This is a genomic window from Duganella sp. 1411 (assembly GCF_017833525.1).
Lineage (GTDB): Bacteria > Pseudomonadota > Gammaproteobacteria > Burkholderiales > Burkholderiaceae_D > Rugamonas.
In genome coordinates this window covers 2,422,337-2,448,483 of the sequence record NZ_JAFICD010000001.1, presented here as the reverse complement: position 1 = coordinate 2,448,483, position 26,147 = coordinate 2,422,337, and the positions used below count along the sequence as shown (strand labels likewise).

Annotated in this window: 24 protein-coding genes; 22 read left to right on the top strand and 2 right to left on the bottom strand. The window is 64.2% G+C overall.

Annotation, left to right across the window (positions count from 1 at the left end; translation table 11 throughout):
* Positions 1-12: 12 nt before the first annotated feature.
* Entirely contained in the window at positions 13-780 is a 768-nt protein-coding gene (locus tag JOD97_RS10220) for a PP2C family serine/threonine-protein phosphatase (RefSeq protein ID WP_209716093.1), read from the bottom strand.
* Positions 781-938: 158 nt separating this feature from the next.
* Between JOD97_RS10220 and JOD97_RS10215 the strand changes: the two genes are divergently transcribed.
* The 9 genes from JOD97_RS10215 to rlmD all read left to right on the top strand — a co-directional run bounded on the left by JOD97_RS10215 (position 939) and on the right by rlmD (position 11,407).
* Positions 939-1,139 (top strand): YdcH family protein, encoded by a 201-nt coding sequence (locus JOD97_RS10215; protein ID WP_008450659.1) that lies wholly within the window; start codon positions 939-941, stop codon positions 1,137-1,139.
* A gap of 25 nt (positions 1,140-1,164) precedes the next feature.
* Positions 1,165-3,225: an ATP-dependent DNA helicase gene (locus tag JOD97_RS10210; protein ID WP_209716090.1), complete on the top strand. Its 2,061-nt coding sequence runs from the start codon at positions 1,165-1,167 to the stop codon at positions 3,223-3,225.
* A gap of 408 nt (positions 3,226-3,633) precedes the next feature.
* Complete coding sequence (locus tag JOD97_RS10205; protein ID WP_209716087.1) at positions 3,634-4,239, top strand: toll/interleukin-1 receptor domain-containing protein; 606 nt, start codon at positions 3,634-3,636, stop codon at positions 4,237-4,239.
* Positions 4,240-4,338: 99 nt separating this feature from the next.
* Complete coding sequence (locus tag JOD97_RS10200) at positions 4,339-6,222, top strand: tetratricopeptide repeat protein (protein ID WP_229264258.1); 1,884 nt, start codon at positions 4,339-4,341, stop codon at positions 6,220-6,222.
* 69 nt (positions 6,223-6,291) lie between these two features.
* Positions 6,292-7,029, top strand: a complete 738-nt coding sequence (surE, locus tag JOD97_RS10195; RefSeq protein ID WP_209716080.1) for a 5'/3'-nucleotidase SurE — start codon at positions 6,292-6,294, stop codon at positions 7,027-7,029.
* Positions 7,026-7,901, top strand: coding sequence for a protein-L-isoaspartate(D-aspartate) O-methyltransferase (locus JOD97_RS10190; RefSeq protein ID WP_209716076.1), 876 nt, complete (start codon positions 7,026-7,028; stop codon positions 7,899-7,901). The genes surE and JOD97_RS10190 overlap by 4 nt, the downstream gene beginning before the upstream one ends.
* Before the next feature lie 55 nt (positions 7,902-7,956).
* The gene (locus tag JOD97_RS10185; protein WP_209716074.1) at positions 7,957-8,910 is read left to right on the top strand and encodes a peptidoglycan DD-metalloendopeptidase family protein; all 954 of its coding nucleotides are present in this window, start codon (positions 7,957-7,959) and stop codon (positions 8,908-8,910) included.
* Positions 8,911-8,917: 7 nt separating this feature from the next.
* The gene (gene rpoS / locus JOD97_RS10180; RefSeq protein ID WP_209716071.1) at positions 8,918-9,949 is read left to right on the top strand and encodes an RNA polymerase sigma factor RpoS; all 1,032 of its coding nucleotides are present in this window, start codon (positions 8,918-8,920) and stop codon (positions 9,947-9,949) included.
* 120 nt (positions 9,950-10,069) lie between these two features.
* A complete protein-coding gene (rlmD, locus tag JOD97_RS10175; protein ID WP_209716068.1) occupies positions 10,070-11,407 on the top strand; it encodes a 23S rRNA (uracil(1939)-C(5))-methyltransferase RlmD in 1,338 nt (445 codons plus the stop codon).
* Between the two features lie 256 nt (positions 11,408-11,663).
* On the opposite strand, the gene JOD97_RS10170 is transcribed toward rlmD, so the two are convergent.
* A complete protein-coding gene (locus tag JOD97_RS10170; RefSeq protein ID WP_209716066.1) occupies positions 11,664-12,347 on the bottom strand; it encodes a Bax inhibitor-1/YccA family protein in 684 nt (227 codons plus the stop codon).
* Positions 12,348-12,627: 280 nt separating this feature from the next.
* On the opposite strand from JOD97_RS10170, the gene ndk reads away from it, so the two are divergent.
* From ndk to hflC, 13 genes are all read left to right on the top strand, one after another.
* On the top strand, positions 12,628-13,035 hold the full coding sequence (gene ndk / locus JOD97_RS10165) for a nucleoside-diphosphate kinase (RefSeq protein WP_090314593.1): 408 nt from the start codon (positions 12,628-12,630) through the stop codon (positions 13,033-13,035).
* A 72-nt stretch (positions 13,036-13,107) separates the two neighbouring features.
* Complete coding sequence (gene rlmN, locus JOD97_RS10160) at positions 13,108-14,280, top strand: 23S rRNA (adenine(2503)-C(2))-methyltransferase RlmN (RefSeq protein ID WP_209716062.1); 1,173 nt, start codon at positions 13,108-13,110, stop codon at positions 14,278-14,280.
* The gene (pilW, locus tag JOD97_RS10155) at positions 14,280-15,107 is read left to right on the top strand and encodes a type IV pilus biogenesis/stability protein PilW (RefSeq protein WP_209716058.1); all 828 of its coding nucleotides are present in this window, start codon (positions 14,280-14,282) and stop codon (positions 15,105-15,107) included. Before rlmN ends, pilW begins: the two co-directional genes overlap by 1 nt.
* Before the next feature lie 13 nt (positions 15,108-15,120).
* On the top strand, positions 15,121-16,158 hold the full coding sequence (locus JOD97_RS10150; protein WP_209716055.1) for a helix-turn-helix domain-containing protein: 1,038 nt from the start codon (positions 15,121-15,123) through the stop codon (positions 16,156-16,158).
* Between the two features lie 28 nt (positions 16,159-16,186).
* Positions 16,187-17,458, top strand: coding sequence for a flavodoxin-dependent (E)-4-hydroxy-3-methylbut-2-enyl-diphosphate synthase (gene ispG, locus JOD97_RS10145; RefSeq protein WP_209716053.1), 1,272 nt, complete (start codon positions 16,187-16,189; stop codon positions 17,456-17,458).
* A 10-nt stretch (positions 17,459-17,468) separates the two neighbouring features.
* Positions 17,469-18,821: a histidine--tRNA ligase gene (gene hisS, locus JOD97_RS10140; RefSeq protein ID WP_209716051.1), complete on the top strand. Its 1,353-nt coding sequence runs from the start codon at positions 17,469-17,471 to the stop codon at positions 18,819-18,821.
* 49 nt (positions 18,822-18,870) lie between these two features.
* Complete coding sequence (locus JOD97_RS10135; RefSeq protein ID WP_209716048.1) at positions 18,871-19,539, top strand: tetratricopeptide repeat protein; 669 nt, start codon at positions 18,871-18,873, stop codon at positions 19,537-19,539.
* Between the two features lie 61 nt (positions 19,540-19,600).
* Positions 19,601-20,737 carry an outer membrane protein assembly factor BamB gene (gene bamB, locus JOD97_RS10130; RefSeq protein WP_209716045.1) on the top strand — a complete coding sequence of 379 codons (1,137 nt, stop codon included), beginning with the start codon at positions 19,601-19,603 and terminating at the stop codon, positions 20,735-20,737.
* A gap of 4 nt (positions 20,738-20,741) precedes the next feature.
* A complete protein-coding gene (gene der, locus JOD97_RS10125; protein WP_209716042.1) occupies positions 20,742-22,088 on the top strand; it encodes a ribosome biogenesis GTPase Der in 1,347 nt (448 codons plus the stop codon).
* Positions 22,089-22,380: 292 nt separating this feature from the next.
* On the top strand, positions 22,381-22,617 hold the full coding sequence (gene hfq / locus JOD97_RS10120) for an RNA chaperone Hfq (protein ID WP_008450615.1): 237 nt from the start codon (positions 22,381-22,383) through the stop codon (positions 22,615-22,617).
* Positions 22,618-22,659: 42 nt separating this feature from the next.
* Positions 22,660-23,880, top strand: coding sequence for a GTPase HflX (gene hflX / locus JOD97_RS10115; protein WP_209716039.1), 1,221 nt, complete (start codon positions 22,660-22,662; stop codon positions 23,878-23,880).
* Positions 23,880-25,190: an FtsH protease activity modulator HflK gene (hflK, locus tag JOD97_RS10110; protein ID WP_209716036.1), complete on the top strand. Its 1,311-nt coding sequence runs from the start codon at positions 23,880-23,882 to the stop codon at positions 25,188-25,190. Before hflX ends, hflK begins: the two co-directional genes overlap by 1 nt.
* Positions 25,190-26,107 carry a protease modulator HflC gene (gene hflC / locus JOD97_RS10105; RefSeq protein WP_209716033.1) on the top strand — a complete coding sequence of 306 codons (918 nt, stop codon included), beginning with the start codon at positions 25,190-25,192 and terminating at the stop codon, positions 26,105-26,107. The genes hflK and hflC overlap by 1 nt, the downstream gene beginning before the upstream one ends.
* Positions 26,108-26,147 lie beyond the last annotated feature (40 nt).

Sequence of the window (26,147 nt, the reverse complement as noted above, 5' to 3'; positions counted from 1 at the left end):
GGCCGTGCATCCTCAGCGGTTGACGGCCGGCGCGACCAGCTTGATGATCGCCATCGTGCAATTGTCCCCCTTGCCCTGGGCGCGCTCGGCGGCCTTGCCGATCAGCCGCTCGGCGGCCTGGCGGGGCGTGTTGCGCGCCACGGCCGCCGCCAGTTCCTGGTCCGTGAAACACTGCCACAGGCCGTCCGAGCACAGCAGGAACGCGTCGCCCGGCCGCAATCCCTCATACACGTTCAGCGCCACATACGGCGCCTTGAAGCTATTGCCCAGCACATTGGCGAGCAGCTTGGAGCTGCGATGCTTCTTGGCCGCCTCCAGCGGCACCTTGTCATTGCGCACCAGATGCTCGACGTAGGCGTTGTCGTTGCTGCGCTCGGCGCTGGCCTCGCCGCTGAAGCGGTACACCCGCGTCTCGCCCACATGCGTCCAGACCGCCTGCCCGGCCGGGGTCAGCACCAGCAGCGCGAGCGCGCTGTGCGGTTCGGCGGCGGCCGTGATCGGGTTCATCTTGATCAGTTGGTGGGCCTCCAGCACTATCGCGCCGAGCAGCTCTTTCAGGCGCGGCAGATTGGGCGTGTCGCCGACGCGGAAATCGTCGAACAGCTGCTTGCTGGTCAGCAGCGCCTGGTCCGGGCCGATCGCGCTGTGGTTGCCGTCGGCCAGCACCGCCAGCACATAGCCGGGCGCGTTGGGCGACGTCAGCAGGGCCACGCGGTCGTTCTGTTGCGGCCGGTTGCCGATGTGCTGGGCGGTGCCCGCTTCTATTTTATAGGCGCTCATATGGTTGACACTGTATCCTGAACGGCGGGTGAGCGGCGATATCGATCATTCTGTTGGCGGCGGGCGCGCCGTAGATTAAACTATGCACCGTGTCGCAGTTTGTTTGCAATACGTCTGTTGTTCCAGTGAAACTATTTTGTGTGGGTAGATTGAGAAATATGACTGATGTACAAGATATCCAGCGTCGTCTGATCGAACTCGACGTCGAACACCGCGACCTGGACGCGGTGATCGACATGCTCACGCTGGACGGACACCACGATCAGCTGCAATTGCGCCGCCTGAAAAAGCGCAAGCTGCAACTGAAAGACCATATCACCCTGCTGAAAATGCAACTGGTGCCTGACGTCCCGGCTTAAGCAGTCCGCCTCAACTAAGTATATTTTGACCGAACACCTCCCCACGCCCGCCGATCCGCACGCGCCGGCCGCCGCCGACGCCACCCCCGCCATAGTCGGCGCCACCCCAGACCTGCCCCCCGGCAAATACGATTCCGAGGTCGAGCGACTGTTCGGCGCCGGTGGACCGCTGGGGCCGGCTGTGGGCGACTTCAAGCCGCGCCGCTCGCAGACGGAAATGGCCAAGGCGGTCGCGGCTGCGATCGCCACGCAAACCACCTTGATCGCCGAGGCCGGCACGGGCACGGGCAAGACCTTCGCCTACCTGGTGCCCGCCTTGCTGTGGGGCGGCAAGACCATTGTTTCGACCGGCACCAAGAACTTGCAGGACCAGTTGTTCCTGCGCGATATCCCCACCGTGCGCGCGGCGTTGCAGGCGCCGGTGTCGGTGGCGCTGCTCAAGGGTCGGTCGAATTACGTCTGCCATTACCATCTCGAACGCACGCTGCAGAATGGCCGCATGACCTCGCGCGACGACGTCGGCCACCTGCGCGAGATCTCGCGCTTCCTCAAAATGACCAGTTCCGGCGACAAGGCCGAGCTGGCCCGCGTGCCGGAAAACGCGCTGATCTGGAATCTGGTGACGTCGACCCGCGACAATTGCATGGGTGCAGAGTGCCAGTACTACCAGGATTGTTTCGTCATGAAGGCGCGCAAGGAAGCGCAGCAGGCCGACGTGGTGGTGGTCAACCACCACCTGTTCTTCGCCGACGTCGCGCTCAAGGATTCCGGCGTGGCCGAACTGCTGCCGTCGGCCAACACCATCATCTTCGACGAGGCGCACCAGCTGCCCGACACCGCCACCCTGTTCTTCGGCGACACCTTTTCGACCTCGCAGGTGCTGGAATTGTGCCGCGACGTGCTGGCCGAGGGCTTGTCGCACGCGCGCGACGGCGCCGACTGGGGCAAGGTGGTGACGGTGGTGGAGAAGGCCGCGCGCGACCTCAGGTTGACATTCCCGCAAGATATCGTGCGCCTGTCGTTGCCGCAGATCGCGCCGTCGAGCGACTTTTTCCCGGCGCTGCAGACGCTCAAGGACGAGCTCGACGGCATGCTGGCCGTGCTCGAGACCCAGGCCGCCCGCGCGGAAACCTTGGAGCAGTGCCGCCAGCGTGGCATCGAGCTGGGTCAAAAGTTGGCTTCTTGGAAATTCGATCCGAAGGCGCGCGTCGAAAAAGGCGAGGAGGCGGTGTTCTGGGTCGAGGCCTACGCGTCGTCGTTGCAGCTGCATAAAACGCCGTTATCGATCGCGCCGATCTTCAACGGCCAGCGCGAGGGCGTGCCCCGCAGCTGGATTTTCACGTCCGCGACCTTGGCCGTGAAGAATGATTTCAGCCATTTTTCCGAACAGATGGGCTTGGCCGACGAGCCGTCGAAGTCCTGGCCGAGCCCGTTTAATTACGAGCAGCAGGGTCTTTTATATGTGCCGCAAGGTTTGCCGGACCCCAATTCGATGGGGTACACCGACGCCGTGCTGGACCTGGCGTTGCCGGTGATCGAGGCGGCGGGCGGGAAAACTTTCCTTTTGTGCACGACTTTACGCGCCGTCAAGCGCGCCGCCGAGCGCCTGCGCGACGAGTTCGAAAAGCGCGGCCTGCCGTATCCCTTGTTCGTCCAGGGCGACAAGGGGCGCACCGAATTGCTGGACCAGTTCCGCAAGGCCGGCAACGGCGTGCTGATCGGTAGCCAGAGTTTCTGGGAGGGTGTCGACGTGCGCGGCGACGCGTTGTCGCTGGTCATTATCGACAAGCTGCCGTTCGCGCCGCCGGACGATCCGGTGCTTGCCGCCCGCATCGAGGTCATGGAAAAGCAGGGCAAAAACGGCTTCATGCACCACACCTTGCCGGAGGCGATCATCAACCTGAAGCAGGGCGCCGGCCGCCTGATCCGCGACGAGGGCGATCGCGGCGTGCTGATGCTGTGCGATCCGCGCGTCATTTCCAAGCCTTACGGCAAGCGCATCTGGCAGAGTCTGCCGTCCTTCAAGCGCACCCGCGAGCAGGCCGACGCGGTGGCCTTTTTCCAAAACAAGCATGTGGATCAGTAACTTTTAGTATGTTTTTCAGCGCGCGCGGCGGTCCCGCCGCGCGCTTTTTGCCGCCGTCCGCAGCGCTGCAAGCCTCTTCCTGAGCTGGTCCAATCCCAGCACCCACACCTTTTTCCTGTCACCGCCGCCACGCCGCGCGCCCGCGGTTTTGCCGCCAGAGGCCGTTTCTCGTGCGAATCATGTCGGAAATTGGCATGTTTTAGCCATTATTTGGCGCGAGCCGGGGATCGCATCGAAAATTTGCGACCGGCATCACCTGAACCGTAGTGCATCCGCCGAGGGGCGCGACGGAGCGGGCCCGACTAAGTTTCATCTGGCATGCGTTTGCGTTCGCTCAAAGTGGCTGCTGAGCCGATTGTTAGAGTTGGTTAAGCGCTGTTCCCCTAAGGAGCAGGATCGGAGGAGGCCATGACTATCCGCCACGGCTGTTTTTTCAGCTATGCACACGGCCAGCATGCATACATGAGCAAGTTCAAAAACGATTTGATTGACGCGCTCAAGTGTTATCTGGAACCCCACTTCGACAACGAGAACGAACTTTTTGTCGACAGTGAGCAGCTGGGCGGCGGTGATGATCTGGATGAAAAAATCGCCCGGGCGCTGTGTGAAAGTGCTTGCATGATTGTGATTTACACACCGAAGTACGAAGCCCACGCCTATACCCGGCGTGAGTTTGCAGCAATGCAACTAATTGAAGAAGAGCGCAAGAAATGGTACACGCTGCCCAGCCACCTGATCATCCCGGTCATCATGACGCGGCACCCGCTGAGCCTGCCCCCGCAGATTTCGGGGCCGGGCATGTATGTCGATTTTTCGCGCTACACCCTGGCCAGCGGCGACCTGAAAACCAATCCGGAATTTTTGCCGGACATCGAAAAGATCGTCGTGCGTATCGCCCAGCACTACCACTACCTGAAACAATGCACGCCCCCCGGGCATGACTGTGGCCGTTTTGTCATGCCGGACATTCCGCCCGAGTGGCGCGCCCTACCTCCTCCCCACTTCCCTCGCTAAAGGTTCGCTATGGAAACCACATCATTGTCCTTGCCACCGCTCACAGCCAACGGCGAAGTGGTTACTTTCTATTCTTACAAGGGTGGGACGGGGCGCACGATGGCCCTGTCGAATCTGGCGGTCTTGCTTGCAAGGCAACAGAACGCCACCACCCCGGTATTGATGATCGATTGGGATATGGAAGCGCCCGGCCTGCATCACTACTTCGAGCACAGCGAGGAACGCGCGGGCGTGCTCGAACTGTTCGAAGCTTGCCGCGAGCAACTACATCGGCGGCGCAAGGGCGCAGACGTGCTCGACGACGAGGAGCTGGCGCAGGAGGTGCTGGCGGCGGTGGGCTGGGAGCAGTACGTCAGCCGGGTCGACCAGAGCAGCCAGCTGTACCTGATGCGCGCCGGCCGCTTCGACGACAGCTACGCCGAGCGGCTCGCCGCCATGCATTGGGACGAGTTGTTCGACAGCTGTCCGGCGCTGTTCCGTTGTTTTGCTGACAATCTTGCGCGCCACTTCCGCTACGTGCTGGTCGATTCGCGCACCGGCCGCACGGACAGCGCCGGCATCTGCACGACCTTGCTGCCGCGCAAGCTGGTGGTGGTGTTCACGCCCAACCGCCAAAGCCTCGAGGGGGTGCAGGCGCTGGTGGCGCGCGCCACCGCCTACCGGCGCAGCCACGAGGACGAGCAGCGGCCGCTGCTGGTCTACCCGCTGCCGTCGCGCATCGAAATGGGCGACAGCACGCAGCGCGCGCAATGGCGGCGCGGCGACCCCCAACATAATATAGTGGGCTACCAGCCCATCTTCGAACAGTTGATGCGCGATTGCTACGGCATGCAGCAAGTGTCGCTGGACAGCTATTTCGACGAGGTCCAGCTGCAACAGACCCGCACCTTCGCCTATGGCGAGCAGCTGGCGGTGCGCATGGACCAGGGCGGCGACCGCTTTTCGCTGACGCGCACGTTCGAGGCCTTCCTCGACTGGCTCGGTCCCGGCTACTTTCCATGGCAATCGAGCCGCGAGATCCACTTGTTGTCGGCCATCGACGAGGCGCGCCACGCGCTGGGCGAGGGCGGCGCGCGCGCGTTGTCGCAACCGCTGGCGCGCGACCTCAACCTGCTGGGCGAGCTGTATCGCCGCGAGGGCAGGCTGCGCCAGGCGCTGGACTGTTTCCAGGAAAGCCTGACCCTGCGCCAGCGCGGCATGGGCGAGGACCATGTCGATACGCTGATCAGCAAGAGCAACCTGGCCGGCGTGCTGCGGCGGCAGGGGCGGCTGGACGAGGCGCAGTTCCTGGAGGAATGCATCGTCGAGGCGCGCGAACGCCTGCTGGGGGCGGAACACCTCGACACGCTGGCGGCGCGCGCCAACCTGGCCGCCACCCTGGCCGAGCAGGGGCAGGGCGCCGACGCGCTGGCCATCCAGGACGCCGTGCTGGACGCCTATCTGCGCATGCTCGGCTCGGAACACCTGCTGACCTTGTCCTGCAAGGCGGCCCGGGCCGACCTGCTGTTCCAGCGCGGCGACCTCGACCAGGCCCGCCGCGAACAGGAGCAGGTGTTGGCCAAGCGCAAGCGCCTGCTGGGCGCCGAGCATCCCGACACCTTGCGCAGTAAAACCGCGCTGGCCTGCACCCTGGTCGCGTTGAACGAGCAGGAGGGCGCCCGCGTGCTGTTCGACAAGGTGCTGGCGGCGCAGTTGCGCCGGCTGGGGCCGGACCATCCGGACACCCGCAAGACCATGGAGCTGCTGGGCGTGGCGCCGCCGGAGCGGCCGCACGCGCGCCCGGGCGGCGCGCCGGACGCGGGCGGGTGCGCGCCGGTGCGCGAATTGCACCAGGACGCGGCCATGGCAGACTACGACAACGCGCTGCCGCGCCCGCCCCTGGGGCGCGTCGCCATGGACGCGGCCGGCCTGCGCGCGCGCCGCGGCGACGAGTTGCTGGCGCTCGACGAGCAGCTCGGCGGCGTCCGGCCGGCGTCGCGTTAGCGCAAATTTATCTGGTTCGTAGCCGGTCCGCGCGCGCGCCCCGCGCGTTGCTTCAGGTAAAATCTCTGTATGAGAATCCTGATCAGTAATGACGACGGCTACCTGGCGCCCGGCATCAATGCGTTGGCAAACGCGCTGGCGCCCATCGCCGACATCGTCGTCGTGGCGCCGGACAGCAACCGTTCCGGCGCGTCCAATTCGCTGTCGCTGGACCGGCCGCTGTCGGTGCAGCGGGCCGCCAATGGTTTCTATTTTGTCAATGGCACGCCGACCGACTGCGTGCACGTGGCGCTCACCGGCGTGCTCGACTACCGGCCCGACCTGGTCGTCTCCGGCATCAACAACGGCCCCAACATGGGCGACGACACGCTGTATTCGGGCACCGTCGCCGCCGCCACCGAGGGCTATCTGTTCGGCATTCCGGCCATCGCCTTTTCCCAGGGGACGTTCGGCTGGGAGCACATCGACGACGCCGCCCGCCACGCGCGCGACCTCATCGAGCGCTATTACGACACGCTGCCGCGTCCGTATCTGCTCAACGTCAACATCCCCAACCGTCCGTACGCGCACCTGACCGAGGTGGTCGCCACCCGGCTGGGCAAGCGCCACCAGTCGGAGCCGGTGATCCGCTCGCAGGATCCGCGCGGCAAGGAAATTTTCTGGATCGGTCCGCCGGGCGCGACCAAGGACGCCGGCGAGGGCACCGATTTCTTCGCCTGCGCCCACGGCCGCACGTCGATCACGCCGCTGCAGGTCGATCTGACCCATAAATCGCAACTCGCGGCACTGGAAAAGGCCCTGGCATGAGCGACAAACCCCGCACCTTCCCGCTGCCGCTGTCGTCGGTGGTGGACAAGGGCGCCAAGAAGACCCCCCTGTTCGCGCCGGTGGCCACGCCGCAGACGGCGACCCAGAACGCGGCGCGCCACGTGCCGCCGCAGCACGGTTACCCGGGGCCGCGTCCGGTGGCGGTGCCATCGAAATCCCACAGTTACGCGATGGAACGGGCGCAGCCGGTGGTGGCGCCGGCCCCGCGCCAGAATCCGCTGGTGTCGGACGCGGTGCGCCGCGCCATGGTGCAGCGGGTGGCCCGGCAGGGCGTCAAGGACACGGTGGTGCTGGGCGCGCTCGAGGCCGTGCCGCGCCACATGTTCATGGAGGAGGCGCTGGCCTCGCAGGCCTACATCGATGCCTCGCTGCCGATCGGCCACCAGCAGACCATTTCGCAGCCGTACATCGTCGCCCGCATGATCGAGGTGATGCGCAACGGCGGCCAGCTCAAGCGGGTGCTGGAGATCGGCACCGGCTGCGGCTACCAGGCGGCGGTGTTGGCGCGGGTGGCGCAGGAGGTTTATTCTATCGAGCGTATCAAGCCTCTGCACGAGCTCGCCAAGAACAATTTGCGGCCCTTGCGTGTGCCGAATCTACGCTTGCATTACGGAGATGGTATGCTTGGCCTGCCGCAAGCGGCGCCGTTTGATGGCATCATACTGGCCGCGGCCGGTTTGGAAGTGCCGCAAGCATTGCTCGAACAGCTGGCCATGGGCGGCCGGCTGGTGGCGCCGGTCGGCGCCCGCGCGCAACGTCTGGAACTGATTACCCGCATCGGCAAGAAGGAATGGACCAGCGAAACGCTGGAAGATTGCCATTTCGTGCCTTTGCGTCCGGGCACGGCGTGACCGCTCACGCCCGGTCCGCGCCACAGAACGCATCACACTGAAACATAAGATGAGAATGACAAATAAAAGTAATGTGCTCGTATTGAGCTTGGTGCTCGCTTTCCTGAGCGCCTGCAGCACCACCCCGAACCAGGCCCCGGTGATCGACCGTCCGGTGTCGAACCCGCCAGTCAAATCCGCCACGCCGAGCGAAACGGCGCAAGTGTCGCGCGACGAGCGCGGCCTCTACACCGTCAAAAAAGGCGATACGCTGATCCGCATCGCGCTCGAATACGGCCAGAACTACCGCGACTTGGTGGCCTGGAACAACCTGGCCAACCCGAACGACATCAAGGTCGACCAGGTGCTGCGCGTGCTGCCGCCCGACGCCGCCGGCAACGGCGTGGAGACGGCCGCCGTCGTCATGCCGCCGAGCGACAAGACGCCGCCGCCACCCCCAGCGGTCAAGAAGACCGGGCCCAAGGGCGAGAAGCGGCCGTACACCGACGCCACGCTGGCCGAGCTGCAGCGCGCCGACAACGGCAAGGAAGTGGCCGCCAGCGGAGCGCCGTCCCCGGCCCCGGCCGCACCGGCTGCTCCGGCCCCGGCCGCCCGTCCGCCGGCCGCGCCCGCCGCCGCGCCGGCCGCCGGCGCCGACGACGACAAACTGAGCTGGATGTGGCCGTCCGAGGGCAAGGTCATCGCCACCTTCGACGAGGGCAAGAATAAGGGCGTCGACATCGCCGGCAAGGCGGGCCAGCATGTCGTTGCCGCCGGCGCCGGAAAAGTCATGTATGCCGGTAGCGGCATCCGCGGTTATGGTAATCTCGTTATTGTGAAGCACAATAATAGTTTGTTGTCGGCCTACGCCCATAACCGCACCATCGTGGTCAAGGAAGGCCAGAGCGTGACCAAGGGACAAATGATTGCCGAGATGGGGGATTCGGACGCCGACTCCGTCAAGCTGCACTTTGAAATCAGGCAGCAGGGCAAGCCGGTGGACCCGTCCAAATTCCTGCCTAACCGCTAGCCGAGCCATGAAACAGACGCCGCACGACCCGATGGATGACGACCCGGCCCCGGAGGACTTCCAGGACGAGTCGGGCGACGATGTCGCCATCGATGCCATCGACGGGGCGGACGGTGCCGGCGAGGGCCCCGGCGAGGGCGGCCCGCTGCCGGAGGCGGCGGTGCTGGAGGTCGACGAGCTGAAAAAGGTGCTGGCGGCCGAGTTGTCGACCGACACCACCCAGCACTACCTGAACCAGATCGGCACCCGGCCGCTGCTGACGGCGCCGCAGGAGGTGCACTACGCCACCTTGGCCAAGGCCGGCGACTTCAGCGCCCGCCAGACCATGATCGAGCACAACCTGCGGCTGGTGGTGTCGATCGCCAAGCACTACATCAACCGCGGCGTGGTGCTGCTCGACATGATCGAGGAGGGCAACATCGGCCTGATGCGCGCGATCGACAAGTTCGAGCCCGAGCGCGGCTTCCGCTTTTCGACCTACGCCACCTGGTGGATACGCCAGAGCATCGAGCGCGCCATCATGAACCAGGCCCGCACCGTGCGCCTGCCGGTGCACATGGTGCGCGAACTGAACCAAATTCTGCGCGGCAAATACCATCTGGAAGCCCAGCACCACAACGGCAAGGACGCCACCGCCGAGGACATCGCCGAGCTGGTCGGCCGGCCGGTGGAGGAGGTGCAGGACATCCTGGCGCTGTCCGAGCACGCCACCTCGCTCGACGCCCCGCTCGACAACGACCCGCAGTCGTCGCTGATGGACATGCTGCCCGGCGACAGCGAGGACAGCCCCGACGCCCGCGCCGAGCACCAGGAAATGACGGTGCTGATGCGCGACTGGCTCACCAAGCTGCCGGACAAGCAGCGCATCGTCATCATGCGCCGTTTCGGCCTCGACAACGACGACCCCGCCACGCTGGAAACCCTGGCCGAGGAGATGGGCGTCACCCGCGAGCGCGTGCGCCAGATCCAGCAGGAGGCGCTGGTCAAGCTCAAGCGGGCCATGGCCGCGCGCGGCGTGGTGCGCGATTCCCTGCTGTAGCCCATTTCTTTCGATCCGTTCCCCACCCGCGTTCTGCTATCATATCGGCCCCGGCGCAGCCACGGCGGGCCGCCAGCCGCGCGGCCGGCGCCAGCCATTCTTTCCTTAAAATTAAATTTTATGCAAGATATTATCCTCGACATCAAATCGCTCGACATGGACGCCCGTGGCGTCGGCCATTTGCACAATGAAGACGGTTCGCAGGGCAAGGTGGTGTTTGTCGAGGGCGCGCTGCCGGGCGAGAAGGTCAGTTTTTATACCTTCAAAAAGAAGAAGAACTGGGAAATGGCGCGCATGACGGCGCTGCACCGCGAGTCGCCGATGCGGGTTACGCCCAAGTGCAAGCATTTCGACTACTGCGGCGGCTGCTCGATGCAGCACCTGGAGCCGACCGCGCAGGTGGCCATCAAGCAGCGCGTGCTCGAGGACAACCTGCGCCACATCGGCAAGGTCAAGCCGCTGACGGTGATGCGGCCGATGTACGGCCCGACCTGGGGCTACCGCTACCGCGCGCGGCTGTCGGTGCGCCACGTGGTCAAGAAGGGCACGGTGCTGGTCGGCTTCCACGAGAAAAAATCGGTGTTCGTGGCCGATATCGACAGCTGCGAGATCCTGCCACGCCACGTGTCGGACCTGCTGCTGCCGCTGCGCGCGCTGATCGGCTCGCTGTCCTTGTACGACCAGGTGCCGCAGATCGAGGTGGCCATCGGCGAGGGCGTCACCGCGCTGGTGCTGCGCATCATGGCGCCGCTGACCGCCGACGACGAGACCAAGCTGAAGGCGTTCGCCGACCTGCACAAGATTCAATTCTGGCTGCAGAGCAAGGGGCCGGAGACGGCCGCGCCGTTCTATCCGCTGGACGACGACCTGCATTATCTGCTGCCCGAATTCGGCATCAAGATGCCGTTCAAGCCGGTCGACTTCACGCAGGTCAACCACTACATCAACCGTGTGCTGGTGGGCAAGGCGCTGCGCCTGCTCGAGGTGCGGCCGGAAGACCGCGTGGCCGACCTGTTCTGCGGCCTGGGCAACTTCACCTTGCCGCTGGCGACGCAGGCGCGCGAGGTGGTCGGCATCGAGGGCAGCACCACCTTGTCGGAGCGGGCGCTGGACAACGCCAAGGCCAACGGATTGTCGGACAAGACCACGTTCTACACGCGCAACCTGTTCGAGGTGACGGCCGACGACCTGATCGCGCTCGGTAAATTCGACCGCATGTTGATCGACCCGCCACGTGACGGCGCCATGGCGCTGAGCGAGGCGCTGGTGGCGTTGAGCGCCACGCGCGCCGACCTGCTGCCCAAGCGCATCGTGTATGTGTCGTGCAGCCCGTCGACGTTGGCGCGCGACGCCGGCATCCTGGTCAACGCCGGCTATGTGCTCGACAAGGCCGGCGTGGTCAATATGTTCCCGCACACGTCGCACGTGGAATCGATGGCGGTGTTCAACCTGGGGTAGAAACCGGCAGATGACCAGATGGCCACGTAGGGCGGATTAGGTGGAACGCCGTAATCGGCCATCTATGAGCCGCCAACGGAGCATGCATGGCCGATTACGCTTCGCTAATCCGCCCTACGTGGATCGGTGGTCATACGTGCATCGGTGGTCATACGTGCATCCGTGGTCAATACGTGCATCCGTGGTCATTCATGATTCCATGGTCAAAAAAAAGCCGGCGCGAGGCCGGCTTTCTTGGTACTACTGACTGGTCCGCTTAATCGCGGCTACCGCCGGCGATGCCCAGCAGCGACAACAGGTTGACGAAGATGTTGTACACGTCGAGGTACAGGCGCAGCGTCGCGCTGATGTAGTTGGTCTCGCCGCCGTTGACGATCTGCTGCACGTCATACAGGATGTACGCGGAGAAGATCGCGATCGCCACCACCGAGATCACGATGCCCAGCGCCGGGATGTTCAGGAAGATGTTGGCCAGCGAGGCCAAGATCAGCACGATGACACCGGCGAACAGCCACGTGGCCATGCCCGAAAAGTCGCGCTTCGAGACCGTGGCGACCGACGCCAGCACCGCGAACACCGATGCCGTGCCGCCGAACGCGGTCATGATCAGGAAGGCGCCGTTGGAGAAGCCCAGGATGCGCGACAGCAGCGGCGTCAACATCAGGCCCATGAAGAACGTGAAGCCCAGCAGCAGGGCCACGCCCACGCCGGTTTCCTTGTTCTTTTCAATCGCCCAGATGAAGCCGAAGGCGCCGGCCAGGAACACCAGTGCCATCAGCCCGCCGCCCAGTGGCAGGTGCAGGGACACGCCCAGCGCCGCGCCGAACACGGTCGGGATCATCGACAATGCCAGCAGCCAGTAGGTGTTGCGCAGCACGTTGTGCTGTACGGCGCGGCGGCTGCCCGCCGACAGATCGTAAGTCTTTTCCATGTTAATCATAGTGCCTCCTTCAAAGTGATTCGGTTTACTGCTTGTTAAAAGCATAGCACGGACCAGCCGAAATACCCAAAAACATGGCTCAAAAGCACTTAATCCGGACTTAAACAGCACGTATCGGGGCCGGGCCACCGGTTTTCGCCCCGTCATGGGGCGTCCCGGGACCATGCTACAGCCTAATCTGGTGCCGTTTCTCGGAATATGGGGTGTTCTATGGTAAAATCAAAGGTTGATTGAGCTATCAATTTTGTTTTAAACCTTTCTTTTTATTGGAGTTTTTCAAATGGCAATCGAACGCACCCTGTCGATCATCAAACCAGACGCAGTTGCAAAAAACGTTATCGGCCAAATCTACAGCCGTTTCGAAGGCGCTGGCCTGAAGATCGTTGCTGCGCAAATGAAGCAGCTGTCGCGTGAAGAGGCTGAAGGTTTCTACGCCGCGCACAAAGAGCGCGGCTTCTTCAAGGACCTGGTGGACTTCATGGTCTCCGGCCCGGTCATGATCCAGGCGCTGGAAGGCGAAAACGCCGTCCTGAAAAACCGCGAACTGATGGGCGCCACCGATCCTAAGAAGGCTGAAAAAGGCACCATCCGTGCTGACTTCGCCGACTCGATCGACGCCAACGCCGTGCACGGTTCCGACGCTGTCGAAGCCGCCGCGGTTGAAATTGCCTACTTCTTCGGCAAGTAATTTAGTGTGATACCCCCGTTTCCGCCAACGCGCGGAAACGGAGTTTTTTTTAGAACTGTTTTGAAATTGACTATGAACGCACCCCTGACCAACTTGCTGGACTTCGATCCCGCGCAGCTCATCGCTTATTGCGCCGAGTTGGGGGAGAAGCCGTTCCGCGCCAAGCAACTGCAACGCTGGATCCATCAATTCGGCGCGTCGGACTTCGACGCCATGACCGATCTGGCCAAGTCGCTGCGCGACAAACTGAAAACCCGCGCCCACGTCGCCGCGCCGGCCATCATCAGCGACCACACGTCCACCGACGGCACGCGCAAATGGCTGGTCGACGTCGGCAACGGCAACGCGGTCGAAACCGTGTTCATCCCGGAAGAAAACCGCGGCACCTTGTGCATTTCCACCCAGGCCGGTTGCGCCGTCAACTGCCGTTTCTGCTCGACCGGCAAGCAGGGCTTTTCGCGCAACCTGAGCGTGGGCGAGATCATCGGCCAGCTGTGGATGGCCGAGTTCGAGCTGCGCCGCACCAAGGGCATCGAGCCCGGCCCCAAGGGCGAGCGCCAGATCACCAACGTCGTCATGATGGGCATGGGCGAGCCGCTGCTGAACTTCGAGCCGACCGCCACCGCCCTCAAGTTGATGCTCGACGATAACGCCTACGGCCTGTCGCGCCGCCGCGTCACCTTGTCGACCTCCGGCGTGGTGCCGATGATGGACAAGCTGTCGCAGGAAGTGCCGGTGGCGCTGGCCGTGTCGCTGCACGCGTCCAACGACGAGCTGCGCAACAGCCTGATCCCGCTCAACAAAAAATACCCGCTCAAGGAGCTGATGGCCGCCTGCAAGCGCTATCTGGAATTCGCCCCGCGCGACTTCATCACCTTCGAGTACTGCATGCTCGACGGCGTCAACGACTCCGACGACAACGCCCGCGAGCTGATCGCGCTGGTGCAGGACCGCCAGTTCGGCGTCAACTGCAAATTCAACCTGATTCCGTTCAATCCGTTCCCGGAGTCCGGCCTGCTGCGCTCGAAGAACCCGCGCATCAAGGCCTTCGCCCAGATCCTGGTCGACGCCGGCATCGTCACCACCATCCGCAAGACGCGCGGCGACGACATCGACGCCGCCTGCGGCCAGCTGGCCGGCGAGGTCCAGGACCGCACCAAGGTGGCCCAGCGCATGGAGAAGATGGCCGAGTACCAGCAAAAGTTCGGCGCCAATTTCGGCAAGATCGTGGAGATCACTTCCTGATGACACTCCTGGCGCAGCGTAGCCGGCGGCTCGTCGCGCTCGGGTTGATCCCGGCGCTGGCGGGGACGTTGGCCGGTTGCGCCTCGGCGCCGGAACGGGGCAACAGCGGCAAGGCCGAGCTGACCACCGCGTCGGACCAGACCGGCGCCCAGCGCAAGGTCGAGATCCGCATGCAGCTGGCGGTCGGTTATTACGAGCAGGGCCAGTACACGTTCGCGCTCGACGAGGTCAAGATGGCGCTGGTCGCCGACCCGCAGTACGCCGACGCCTACGGCATGCGCGGCCTGATTTACCAGGCCATGGGCGAGACCGGCCTGGCCGAGGATAATTTTGTCCGCGCGCGCAAACTGGCGCCGGGCAATCCGGATCTGGCCAACAATTATGGCTCCTTCCTGTGCCAGAACGGCCGGGTGGCGGAGGCGCTGCCGCTGTTCGACGAGGCGCTGGGCAACCGCGGCTACCGTTCTCCGGCGTCGGCCGCCAACAACGCCGGCGCCTGCGCGGTGAAGATCAAGGATTACGCCAGCGCGGAGCGTTATCTGCTGCAAGCCTTGCAGTTGACGCCCGACCTGCCGGCCACCAACGCCAATCTGGCGCGGGTATATTTTGAAAAGCGCGATTATGTGCGCGCCAATTTCTTCATTACCCGTCTGAACAAGGTGGCAAAGATGGAGAGCCTGACGGCCGACGTGCTGTGGCTCGGGATTAAGGTGCAGCATAAGGTGGGCGACACGGGAGCGGAAGCCGGCTGGGCGACGCAATTGCGCCGCCACCACCCCGGCTCGACCGAATATGCTGCTTATCAACGTGGGGCGTTTGATGAGTGAGACAGGGATACCAATGAATTCAGAGTGGGCGGAACCGCCAAAAAAAGACCAGGGCGGCAGCAGCCTGGCCACGCCCGGAGCACAACTGGCGGCCCAGCGCGAAGCGATGGGACTGTCGGTGGAACAGATCGCCGACCAGTTGAAGCTGGCCCCGCGCCAGGTGGTCGCGCTGGAGGCGGGCGATTACGCCTCGCTGCCGAATATGGCGGTGGTGCGCGGTTTCGTGCGCGCCTACGCCAAGGTCGTCAAGCTTGACGCCACGCCGCTGGTGGCGATGATCGAAGTGGTGTCGCCGACCAGTCCCGAGGCCGCGCCGCCGCGCAAGGAGCGCGCGGCGCAGTTTTCCGAGTCGCGCCTGCCGCTGATGACCGACCGTTCGTCCGGCCGTGGCGGCTGGATGGTCGGCGCGGTCGTGGTGGTGGCGGGCTTGATCGGCGGCGGCGTCTACGCCTATCAGAGCGGTTTGATACCCCACTCGCTGTTCGAGCGCGGCGACGGCGGGGGCGCCGCCAGCGCCAGCGCCGTGACCGAGCTGCCCAAGCCGATCGATTCGAGCATGCCGCTCGAGACCACGCTGGTCAAGCCGGGCCAGGAAACGGCGCCGCTGCAGTCGCCGAACGTGCCGCTGATTTCGGTGCCGCCGCCGGGTGGAACCACGGCCGCGGAAGCGGCGACGACCGCCCCGGCGGCGACCGCCGCTCCGGCTCCGGCCACCGCCGCCACCGCCCCCGCGACCACCGCTGCCGCCGCGCCGGCGACGACCGCGCCGGCGGCGCAGGTGCCGCCGCCGGCCGCCGCCGCGGCCGCGGCGACCGGCACGCAACTGGTTTTGGAAGTGACCACCGATTCGTGGGTGGAGATCCGCCGTCCCGGCGCCAAGCCGCTGATTTCGCGCCTGGTCAAGGCGGGCAGCACCGAGACCTTCGATATCAAGGATCCGGCGCTGCTGATCATCGGCAAACCGGACGGCGTGAAAGCGACGCTGGGCGGCGCCCCGCTGGCGCTGCCACCGGTCGCCGGCGGCACGATCTCGCGGGTCAATATCAAATAATTTAAGCATTCAGCACGAGCAAACAGCCATGTCTTCTACGCAAACAGCTATTCCTTCGGGACCATCGAACCGCCGCGCCAGCCGCAGCGTGCTGGTGGCGTACGGCCAGCGCAAGATCTGGGTCGGCGGCGACGCCCCGGTGGTGGTGCAGTCGATGACCAACACCGACACCGCCAACGCGATCGAGACGGCGATCCAGATCCGCGACCTGGCGCGCGCCGGGTCGGAACTGGTGCGCCTGACGGTGGACCGTCCGGAGGCCGCCGAGGCGGTGCCTTACATCCGCGAGCAACTGGACAAGATGGACGTCGACGTGCCGCTGGTGGGCGACTTCCATTACAACGGCCACACGCTGCTGAACGACTATCCCGAATGCGCCAAGGCGCTGTCGAAGTACCGCATCAACCCGGGCAACGTCGGCAAGGGCGCCAAGCGCGACACGCAGTTCGCGCAGATGATCGAAGTGGCCGCGCGCTACGACAAGCCGGTGCGCATCGGCGTCAACTGGGGCAGCCTGGATCAGGCGCTGCTGGCGCGCATCATGGACGAAAACGCCGGCCGCGCCGAGCCGTGGAGCGCGCAGGCGGTGATGTACGAGGCGCTGATCACCTCCGCCATCGAGAACGCCGTGCGCGCCGAGGAGCTGGGCCTGGGCCGCGACAAGATCATCCTGTCGTGTAAAGTCTCGGGCGTGCAGGACCTGATCGCCGTCTACCGCGAGCTGGCCAGGCGCTGCGACTATCCGCTGCACCTGGGCCTGACCGAGGCCGGCATGGGCAGCAAGGGCATCGTCGCCTCGACGGCGGCGCTGTCGGTGCTGCTGCAGGAGGGCATCGGCGACACCATTCGCATCTCGCTGACGCCGGAGCCGGGCGGCGACCGCACCAAGGAAGTGGTGGTCGGCCAGGAGATCCTGCAGACCATGGGCCTGCGCAAGTTCACGCCGATGGTGATCGCCTGCCCGGGCTGCGGCCGCACCACGTCGACCACCTTCCAGGAGCTGGCCGACAATATCCAGACCTATCTGCGCGAGCAGATGCCGGAGTGGAAAAAGACCTATCCGGGCGTGGAGGCGATGAACGTGGCCGTCATGGGCTGCATCGTCAACGGTCCGGGCGAATCGAAGCACGCCAACATCGGCATCAGTTTGCCGGGCACCGGCGAATCGCCGGCGGCGCCGGTGTTCGTCGACGGCGCCAAGTTCGCGACCCTGCGCGGCGAGCGCATCGTCGAGGAATTCCAGGAAATCGTCCTCAATTACGTGAAGAATAATTACGGCAAACAGCCGGTAGATGCATAAGAAGATTGAAATGTCCGAAACTAAAAAAGCTGAAAAGATCACCGCCGTCAAAGGCATGAACGACATCCTGCCGACCGATTCGCATCTGTGGCAGCTGTTTGAAAACACCGCGCAGTCGGTCGTGCAAAGCTACGGCTTCCAGCAGATCCGCACCCCGATCGTCGAGGACACCGCGCTGTTCAAGCGCGCCATCGGCGCCGTGACCGACATCGTCGAGAAGGAAATGTACTCGTTCACCGATTCGATGAACGGCGACGAGCTGACCCTGCGCCCGGAAGGCACGGCCGGCGCGGTGCGCGCGGTGATCGAGCACAATCTGGTCTACGAGGGCCCGAAGCGCCTGTGGTACACCGGTCCGATGTTCCGCCACGAGCGTCCGCAGCGCGGCCGCTATCGCCAGTTCTACCAGTTCGGCTGCGAGGCGGTCGGCTTCAACGGCCCGGACGTCGACGCCGAATTGATCATGATGTGCCGCCGCCTGTGGGATGACCTGGGCCTGGAAAACATCCGCCTCGAACTGAACTCGATCGGCGACGCCGAGGAGCGCGCGCGCCACCGCGTCGACCTGATCGCGTATCTGGAAAAGCACGAGGACATCCTCGACGCCGAAGCCAAGCGCCGCCTGCACAGCAATCCGCTGCGCATCCTGGATACCAAGAATCCGGCGATGCAGGAAATGGTCAACGCCGCGCCCAAGCTGATGGACTACCTGGGCGAGGAATCGCTGGCGCACTTCAACGGCGTGCGCAAGATCCTCGACCATAACAACATTCCGTACGTGATCAACACGCGCCTGGTGCGCGGCCTCGATTACTACAACCGCACCGTGTTCGAATGGGTCACCGATTCGCTCGGCGCGCAGGGCACCGTGTGCGCCGGCGGCCGCTACGATCCGCTGATCGCTTCGTTCGGCGGCAAGCCGACGCCGGCCGTCGGTTTCGCCATGGGCATCGAGCGCCTGCTGGAACTGATGAAGGAAGCCGGCGAGCCGGAACAGCCTAACCAGTGCGACGTCTACCTGGTGCACCAGGGCGAGGCGGCGCAGCTGCAAGCCTTCGTGCTGGGCGAGAGAATTCGCGACGCCGGCCTCGATGTCGTCATGCACGCCTCGACCGCCAATGGTCCTGGCAGTTTCAAGACGCAGATGAAGAAGGCCGACGGCAGCGGCGCCTCGTTCGCCGTCATCATCGGCGAGGACGAGGTGGCCAACCACACCGCCACCGTCAAGGCGATGCGCGCGGAGGAGGGCGACCTGCAGCAATCGACGGTGCCGTTCGACGACGTGGTCGACTTCCTGGTCGACCAGATCACCGGCAGCGGCGACCACCATCACCACGTGCACGACGAGCATTGCAACCACTAAGCCGTTTTTAAACCGCTTTCACTTTTAACCTTCTAGCAGACGAACTGACATGGCATACGATCTCGAAGAACAAGAACAACTCGCTACCCTCAAAGCCTGGTGGGAAAAATACGGCAACCTGACCTCGTGGGTGCTGATCGCCGGCCTGGCCGCGTATTCCGGCTGGTCTTACTGGAACTACCACCAGCGCAGCGAATCGGCCCAGGCCTCGGCGCTGTACGAGGAACTGCAAACGGCGGTGCAGGCCAAGGACAACGCCAAGGTGCTGCGCGCCGCCGGCGACATGGAATCGAAATTCGGCGGCACCAGCTACGCGCCGATGGCCGCGCTGGTGGCCGCCAAGAGCAGCTTCGACGCCAACGACGTCAAGTCGGCCAAGGCGCAGCTGCAGTGGGCGATCGAGCATGGCGCCGACGAGTTCAAGGCGCTGGCCAAGATCCGCCTGGCCGGCATCCTGCTCGACGAAAAAGCCTACGACGAGGCGCTCAAGGCGTTGTCGGGCGAGGTGGCGCCGCAGTTCGCCGGCGCCGTCGCCGACCGCAAGGGCGACATCCTGGCCGCGCAAAAAAAGATCGCCGAAGCGCGCGCCGCCTACCAGGCCGCGCTTGACGCGACCGACAAGAAGAATCCAGGCCGCCAGCTGATCCAGCTGAAGTTCGAGGCGATGGGCGGCTCCGTGCCGGCCGATGCCGCCAAGGACGCCAAAAGCGCCGCCTGAATAACGTCACGCCGCAAGGGCGCCACGGCGCCCGCTTAGCTCCCCAGATCAAGGTTAAAAAATGCGTATTACCGAAAAAGTTATTGCTGCAAGTGTGTTCGCGATGTTGGCCGGTTGTTCCTTGTTTGGCTCGAAAGACACCAAGAACCAGCCGGCGCCGCTGGTGGAGCTCAAGGGCGGCATGGTGCCCAAGACCGTGTGGAAGTACTCGATGAACAAGGCCGGCACCGCCGTCTTCACGCCGGCGATCTCCGGCGAGAGCGTCTACGTGGCCGACGGCGACGGCGTGCTGGCGCGCCTGAACGCGGCCAGCGGCAAGGAAGCCTGGCGCGTCAAGACCGGCGTCGACCTGACCGCCGGCGTGGGCACCGACGGCGAAGTGGTGGTCGTCGGCGGCAAGAAGGGCGTGATCCTGGCCTACGACGCCAACGGCAAGGAACTGTGGAAGGGCCAGGCCAGCAGCGAAGTGCTGTCGTCGCCGGTGGTGGGCGGCGGCGTGGTGGTGGTGCGCAGCGTCGACAACCTGATCACCGCGTACGACGCCAAGACCGGCGTCAAACGCTGGAGCGTGGCGCGCACCACGCCGGCCCTGACCCTGCGCAACGCGCCGGGCATGGTGATCAACGGCCCCAATGTATATGTCGCCCAGCCGGGCGGCAAGCTGCTGGTGCTGGCGCTGGCCGGCGGCCTGCAGCGCTTCGAACTGGTGGTCGGCGAGCCGCGCGGCGCCACCGAGCTGGAACGGGTGACCGACATCGCCGGCACGCCGGTGATCTTCGAAAAAGATGTTTGCGCCGTGTCGTACCAGGGCCGCGTGGCCTGTTTCGACGCCACCACCGGCGCCCCGCACTGGAGCAAGCCGACATCGTCCGACGTGGGCGTGGCGGTGGACCAGCGTTTTGTGTTCGTCTCCGACGACAAAGGCGAAGTTGCAGCCTATAGCCGCGAAAGCGGCAGCAACGCCTGGAAGAACGACAAGATGTCGTATCGCCGCCTGTCGACCCCCGTGTCGTTCGGCCGCGCTGTGGCCGTCGGCGACTACCAGGGTTACGTCCACTTCCTGTCGCGGGAAGATGGTTCGTACATAGGTCGTGCCGCGACCGACGGAAGCCCGATCCAATCGGACCCCGTCATCGCCGGCTCGAATTTGATTTTTCAAACCCAATCAGGGACAGTGACCGCTCTCGCGGTCGAGTAATACAATGAAGCCGGTAATCGCACTAGTGGGTCGACCCAATGTAGGGAAATCGACCTTGTTTAATCGTCTGACCCGCTCGCGCGATGCGCTGGTGGCGGACTTGCCTGGGTTGACGCGCGATCGTCACTATGGCGAGGGCCGTGTCGGCGAACGTCCCTTCCTCGTCATCGACACGGGCGGCTTCGAGCCGGTCGCCAAGGAAGGCATCATGCACCAGATGGCCAAGCAGACCAAGCAGGCCGTGGCCGAAGCCGACATCGTCGTCTTCCTGGTCGACGGCCGCCAGGGCCTGACGCCGCATGACAAAACCATCACCGACTTCCTGCGTAAAAGCGGCCGTCCGGTCATGCTGGTGGTGAACAAGTCCGAGGGCATGCGCTACACCGCCGTCGTCGCCGACTTCTACGAGCTGGGACTGGGCGAGCCGTACTCGATCTCGTCGGCCCACGGCGACGGCGTCGCCGACCTGGTGGAGGAGGCGCTGAACCTGGCCTTCGCCCAGCGTCCGGAAGACCCGGAGGAGCTCGACAAGGCCGACCACGGCATCAAGATCGCGCTGGTGGGCCGTCCCAACGTCGGCAAGTCGACCCTGATCAACACCCTGGTGGGCGAGGAGCGCGTCATCGCTTTCGACATGCCAGGCACCACGCGCGACTCGATCGAGATCCCGTTCGAGCGCGAAGGCAAGCAGTACACCTTGATCGACACGGCCGGCATCCGCCGCCGCGGCAAGGTGTTCGAGGCGATCGAGAAGTTCTCGGTCGTCAAAACGCTGCAGTCGATCTCCGAGGCCAACGTGGTCGTGCTGATGCTCGACGCCCAGCAGGACATCTCCGAGCAGGACGCCCACATCGCCGGCTTCGTGCTGGAGACGGGCCGCGCGCTGGTGATCGCCGTCAACAAGTGGGACGGCCTGCGCACCGACGAGCGCGACGAGATCAAGATCGATATCGACCGCAAGCTCGACTTCCTGTCGTTCGCCAAGATGCACTTCATCTCGGCCTTGAAATCGCAGGGCATCGGCCCGTTGATGAAATCGGTCGACGCGGCCTACGCCGCCGCCACGGCCAACCTGTCGACGCCGAAGCTGACGCGGGCCCTGATCGAGGCGGTGGAAAAGCAGGAGCCGCGCCGCAAGGGTTCGATCCGTCCGAAGCTGCGCTACGCGCACCAGGGCGGCATGAATCCACCGGTGATCGTTATCCACGGCAACGCTCTGGACGCCGTCGGCGAGCCTTACAAGCGTTATCTGGAAAAACATTTCCGCGACACGTTCCAGCTGGTGGGCACGCCTTTGCGCATCGAGCTGCGCACCGGTAAAAACCCGTTCTCCAAGACGGCGCCGAAGTAATAACCCCAAGCCAAAGCAGGGGTCGTACCCCGTACGGGGTACGACCCCGGTCCAGGCTTTGCCGTGCGGGTTGAATAAGAAAAAAATAAGAGAATTTTGGCTCTTTTGTACGGGACTCCCCTGCAAAAATTGTCAAAACAGGTTACAGTGGCTTAGAAGCACCATTCCCGGCGTGGCGAGCGGTGTTTCAGCGAAAATCATTTGACTTTCGCTGGGCCACGTACTTGAAATCGCACTTGAAATTAAGCGTTTCGCCTCCAATTCCAACACAACAACATAAAATGGAGCTGTTATGAGCAACAAAGGGCAACTGTTACAAGACCCATTCCTCAATGCCTTGCGCAAAGAGCATGTACCCGTCTCGATTTACCTGGTCAACGGCATCAAGCTGCAGGGCCATATCGAATCGTTCGACCAGTACGTCGTACTGCTGCGCAACACCGTAACCCAGATGGTCTACAAGCACGCCATCTCCACGGTAGTGCCGGCACGCGCCGTCAACCTCAACATTGAATCCGAAGCGGAATAAGCGCTTGCATCTCGGCTTCTTCCCAACTTGCCTGACCGTCTTATGCGCGCAGCTCTAGTCGGTATCGATTTCGGTCAGGGCGACTTTGCCGCCAGCGTCGAGGAACTGCAACTGCTGGCCCGTTCAGCAGGCGCGGAGCCTGTCACGACGATCACGGCAAAGCGTTCATCCCCGGACGCGGCGTATTTCGTCGGCAGCGGCAAGGCCGACGAGATCGGTCTGGCCGTGCTCGACCATGGCGTCGAGATCGTCATCTTCAACCACGCGCTGTCGCCGGCCCAGCAACGCAACCTGGAAAAGCGCCTCAACATCCGTGTGCTCGACCGCACCAGCCTGATCCTCGACATTTTCGCCCAGCGCGCCGCCTCCCACGAGGGCAAGCTGCAGGTGGAACTGGCGCAGCTGCAGCATCTGGCCACGCGCCTGATCCGCGGCTGGACCCACCTGGAACGGCAAAAGGGCGGTATCGGCCTGCGCGGTCCGGGCGAGACGCAGCTTGAAACCGACCGCCGTCTGATCGGCGAGCGGGTCAAGGCCCTGCGCGCGCGCCTGGGCAAGCTGCGCAAGCAGCACGAGACGCAGCGCCGCTCGCGCGGTCGCAGCCAGACGTTCTCGGTGTCGCTGGTCGGCTATACCAACGCCGGCAAATCGACCCTGTTCAACGCGCTCACCAAGGCCGGCGTCTACGTCGCCGACCAGTTGTTCGCCACCCTGGACACGACCTCGCGCCGCGTCTACATGGGCCAGGAGGTGGGCAACGTGGTGGTCTCGGACACGGTCGGTTTCGTGCGCGAGCTGCCGCACCAGCTGGTGGCGGCGTTCCGCGCCACGCTGGAGGAGACCATCCATGCCGATTTGCTGCTGCACGTCGTCGACGCCTCGTCGCCGGTGCGCATGGAGCAGATCGAGCAGGTCAACCTGGTGCTCAAGGAGATCGGCGCCGATCATATTCCGCAGATCCTGGTGTGGAACAAGATCGACGCGGCCGGCCTGGAGCCGTCCGTGGAAAGGGATGAATATGCTAAAATTTCCCGCGTTTTCCTCAGCGCCCGCACCGGCCAAGGCGTCGATCTTATGCGCGACGCCATCGTCGAATGGGCCAAGGCGGCGCCGGGCGCCAGGCTCAATGAGGCCTGGCCGGTAGACGAAGAAGAAATCGACGACGCCGATCAAGACCATGACGCGGAGGCGGCCGACGCCGACTCCACATCCGACTCTGAAGCAGATAGTAGTCCCACCCCTAATCACGTTGGATCACACTGATGCGTGTCTCCTCAATTATGAAACGTCTCGGCCTCAAGCCGTCGCTGAACGATCCCCGCTGGGGCTCGGACAAGAAGGACGGCGAGCCGCAAGCGAACGAAGGCAAAAAGCCTGGTGAAGGACCTCCCGACATGGAGCAGCTGTGGCGCGATTTCAATCAGCGCCTGAACAGCTTCTTCGGCCAGAAGAACCGCCCCGAGGGCCCCGGCAACGGCGGCACCCCTGGCGGGCCGCGTCCCGACCTGGCCGGCATGCGCGCCACCGGCGTCGCCGTCGGCGCGGTGGCGGTGCTGATCTGGCTCGCCAGCGGCTCGTTCATCGTCCAGGAAGGCCAGACCGGCATCGTCTACACCTTCGGCAAGGTCAGTCACACCACCGGCTCCGGCTTCAACTGGCGCTGGCCGTATCCGTTCCAGAGCGACGAGACGGTCAAGGTATCGCAGATGCGGATGGTCGAAATCGGCTACCGCGGCAACGTCAAGAACAAGCAGTCGCGCGAATCGCTGATGCTGACCGACGACGAGAACATCATCGACATGCAGTTCGCCGTGCAGTTCAAGCTGAAGGACCCGGTGGCCTGGCTGATGAACAACCGCGACGAGGAGGACACCGTGCGCCAGGTGGCCGAGACCTCGATCCGCGAAATCGTCGGCAAGAACAAGATGGACTTCGTGCTGTACGAGGGCCGCGACAAGGTCGCCTACGAAACCCAGCAACTGATGCAGCTGATCCTCGACCGCTATGCCTCGGGCGTGCTGATTTCGAACGTGACGCTGCAGGCGGTGCAGCCGCCGGAGCAGGTGCAGGTCGCCTTCGACGACGCCGTCAAGGCCGGCCAGGATCTGGAGCGCCAGAAGAACGAGGGCCAGGCCTACGCCAACGACGTCATTCCGAAGGCGCGCGGCTACGCTTCGCGCCTGCTGCAGGAGGCCGAAGCCTATCGCTCGATGGTCACCGAGAACGCCACCGGTAACGCGGCGCGCTTCAAGCAGGTGCTGACCGAGTACCAGAAGGCGCCGGGCGTCACGCGCGACCGCATGTATCTGGAAACGATGCAGCAGATTTATTCGAGCGCCAGCAAGGTGATGGTCGACGCCAAGAGCGGCAGCAATCTGCTGTATCTGCCGCTCGACAAGCTGATCGCCCAGGCCGCGGCCACCGACGCCTCGAGCGCCGCCGCCAAGGCCGCGGCGCAGGCGGCGCCACCACCGGTGGCAACGCTGCCGTCGGAGGTCATGCCATCGGTTGAAGTAAACCGCCAGCGCGATGCGCGCTCGCGGGATTCCGGACGTGACCGGGAGGGTCGTTAATGAATCGCATAGCTAGTTCCCTCATTGCTGTTTTCGTCGTGCTGCTGTTGCTGTCGTCGATGGTGTTCGTCGTCGACCAGCGCAAGTACGCGATCGTCTTCGCGCTGGGCCAGATCAAGGAAGTGATACGCGAGCCGGGCCTGCACTTCAAACTGCCGCCGCCGTTCCAGAACGTGCTGTATCTGGATAACCGCATCCTGACCATCGAATCGGCCGACGCCGAGCGCTTCATCACCGCCGAGAAGATGAACATCCTGGTCGACAGCTTCGTCAAGTGGCGCATCGGCCGCAACGAAGGCCAGGCCAAGCTGTATTACGTCACCTTCGGCGGCGACGAGACGCGCGCGCGCGACCGCATGTCGGTCATCGTCAAGGCCGCGCTGAACGAGGAAATCACCAAGCACACCGTGAGCGAGGTCATCTCCGGCAAGCGCGGCAAGGTGATGGAGGCGATCCGCACCAAGGTGGTTCAGGAAGCCGCGCAGATCGGCGTCGAGATCATCGACGTGCGCCTCAAGCGGGTCGAATACGTCGAGCAGATCAACAACTCGGTGTACGACCGCATGAAGGCCGAGCGCCTGCGCGTGGCCAACGAGCTGCGTTCGACCGGTTCGGCCGAATCGGAGAAGATCCGCGCCGACGCCGACCGCCAGCGCGCCGTGATCCTGGCCGAAGCCTATCGCGAAGCGGAAACGATGCGCGGCGAGGGCGACGCCAAGGCCTCGGCGATCTACGCCGAAGCGTTCGGCCGCAATCCGGAGTTCTACAAGTTCTACCGCAGCCTGGAAGCCTACCGCGCCACGTTCAAAAACCATGGCGACGTGATGGTGATGGATTCGAGCTCGGACTACTTCAAGTACTTCAAGAGCCCGGGCGCCGGCGGCGCGCCGTCGGCCCCGGCCGCGGCCAAGAAGTAAGCCGGCGACGGTTAAAAAAGGGGCGGATACCAGCCAGGTA

Coding starts and splice junctions, on each gene's coding strand:
- JOD97_RS10220 (WP_209716093.1), bottom strand. CDS start 780: ATGAGCGCCTATAAAATAGAAGCGGGCACCGCCCAGCACATCGGCAAC.
- JOD97_RS10215 (WP_008450659.1), top strand. CDS start 939: ATGACTGATGTACAAGATATCCAGCGTCGTCTGATCGAACTCGACGTC.
- JOD97_RS10205 (WP_209716087.1), top strand. CDS start 3,634: ATGACTATCCGCCACGGCTGTTTTTTCAGCTATGCACACGGCCAGCAT.
- JOD97_RS10200 (WP_229264258.1), top strand. CDS start 4,339: ATGGCCCTGTCGAATCTGGCGGTCTTGCTTGCAAGGCAACAGAACGCC.
- surE (WP_209716080.1), top strand. CDS start 6,292: ATGAGAATCCTGATCAGTAATGACGACGGCTACCTGGCGCCCGGCATC.
- JOD97_RS10190 (WP_209716076.1), top strand. CDS start 7,026: ATGAGCGACAAACCCCGCACCTTCCCGCTGCCGCTGTCGTCGGTGGTG.
- JOD97_RS10185 (WP_209716074.1), top strand. CDS start 7,957: ATGACAAATAAAAGTAATGTGCTCGTATTGAGCTTGGTGCTCGCTTTC.
- rpoS (WP_209716071.1), top strand. CDS start 8,918: ATGAAACAGACGCCGCACGACCCGATGGATGACGACCCGGCCCCGGAG.
- rlmD (WP_209716068.1), top strand. CDS start 10,070: ATGCAAGATATTATCCTCGACATCAAATCGCTCGACATGGACGCCCGT.
- JOD97_RS10170 (WP_209716066.1), bottom strand. CDS start 12,347: ATGATTAACATGGAAAAGACTTACGATCTGTCGGCGGGCAGCCGCCGC.
- ndk (WP_090314593.1), top strand. CDS start 12,628: ATGGCAATCGAACGCACCCTGTCGATCATCAAACCAGACGCAGTTGCA.
- rlmN (WP_209716062.1), top strand. CDS start 13,108: ATGAACGCACCCCTGACCAACTTGCTGGACTTCGATCCCGCGCAGCTC.
- pilW (WP_209716058.1), top strand. CDS start 14,280: ATGACACTCCTGGCGCAGCGTAGCCGGCGGCTCGTCGCGCTCGGGTTG.
- JOD97_RS10150 (WP_209716055.1), top strand. CDS start 15,121: ATGAATTCAGAGTGGGCGGAACCGCCAAAAAAAGACCAGGGCGGCAGC.
- ispG (WP_209716053.1), top strand. CDS start 16,187: ATGTCTTCTACGCAAACAGCTATTCCTTCGGGACCATCGAACCGCCGC.
- hisS (WP_209716051.1), top strand. CDS start 17,469: ATGTCCGAAACTAAAAAAGCTGAAAAGATCACCGCCGTCAAAGGCATG.
- JOD97_RS10135 (WP_209716048.1), top strand. CDS start 18,871: ATGGCATACGATCTCGAAGAACAAGAACAACTCGCTACCCTCAAAGCC.
- bamB (WP_209716045.1), top strand. CDS start 19,601: ATGCGTATTACCGAAAAAGTTATTGCTGCAAGTGTGTTCGCGATGTTG.
- der (WP_209716042.1), top strand. CDS start 20,742: ATGAAGCCGGTAATCGCACTAGTGGGTCGACCCAATGTAGGGAAATCG.
- hfq (WP_008450615.1), top strand. CDS start 22,381: ATGAGCAACAAAGGGCAACTGTTACAAGACCCATTCCTCAATGCCTTG.
- hflX (WP_209716039.1), top strand. CDS start 22,660: ATGCGCGCAGCTCTAGTCGGTATCGATTTCGGTCAGGGCGACTTTGCC.
- hflK (WP_209716036.1), top strand. CDS start 23,880: ATGCGTGTCTCCTCAATTATGAAACGTCTCGGCCTCAAGCCGTCGCTG.
- hflC (WP_209716033.1), top strand. CDS start 25,190: ATGAATCGCATAGCTAGTTCCCTCATTGCTGTTTTCGTCGTGCTGCTG.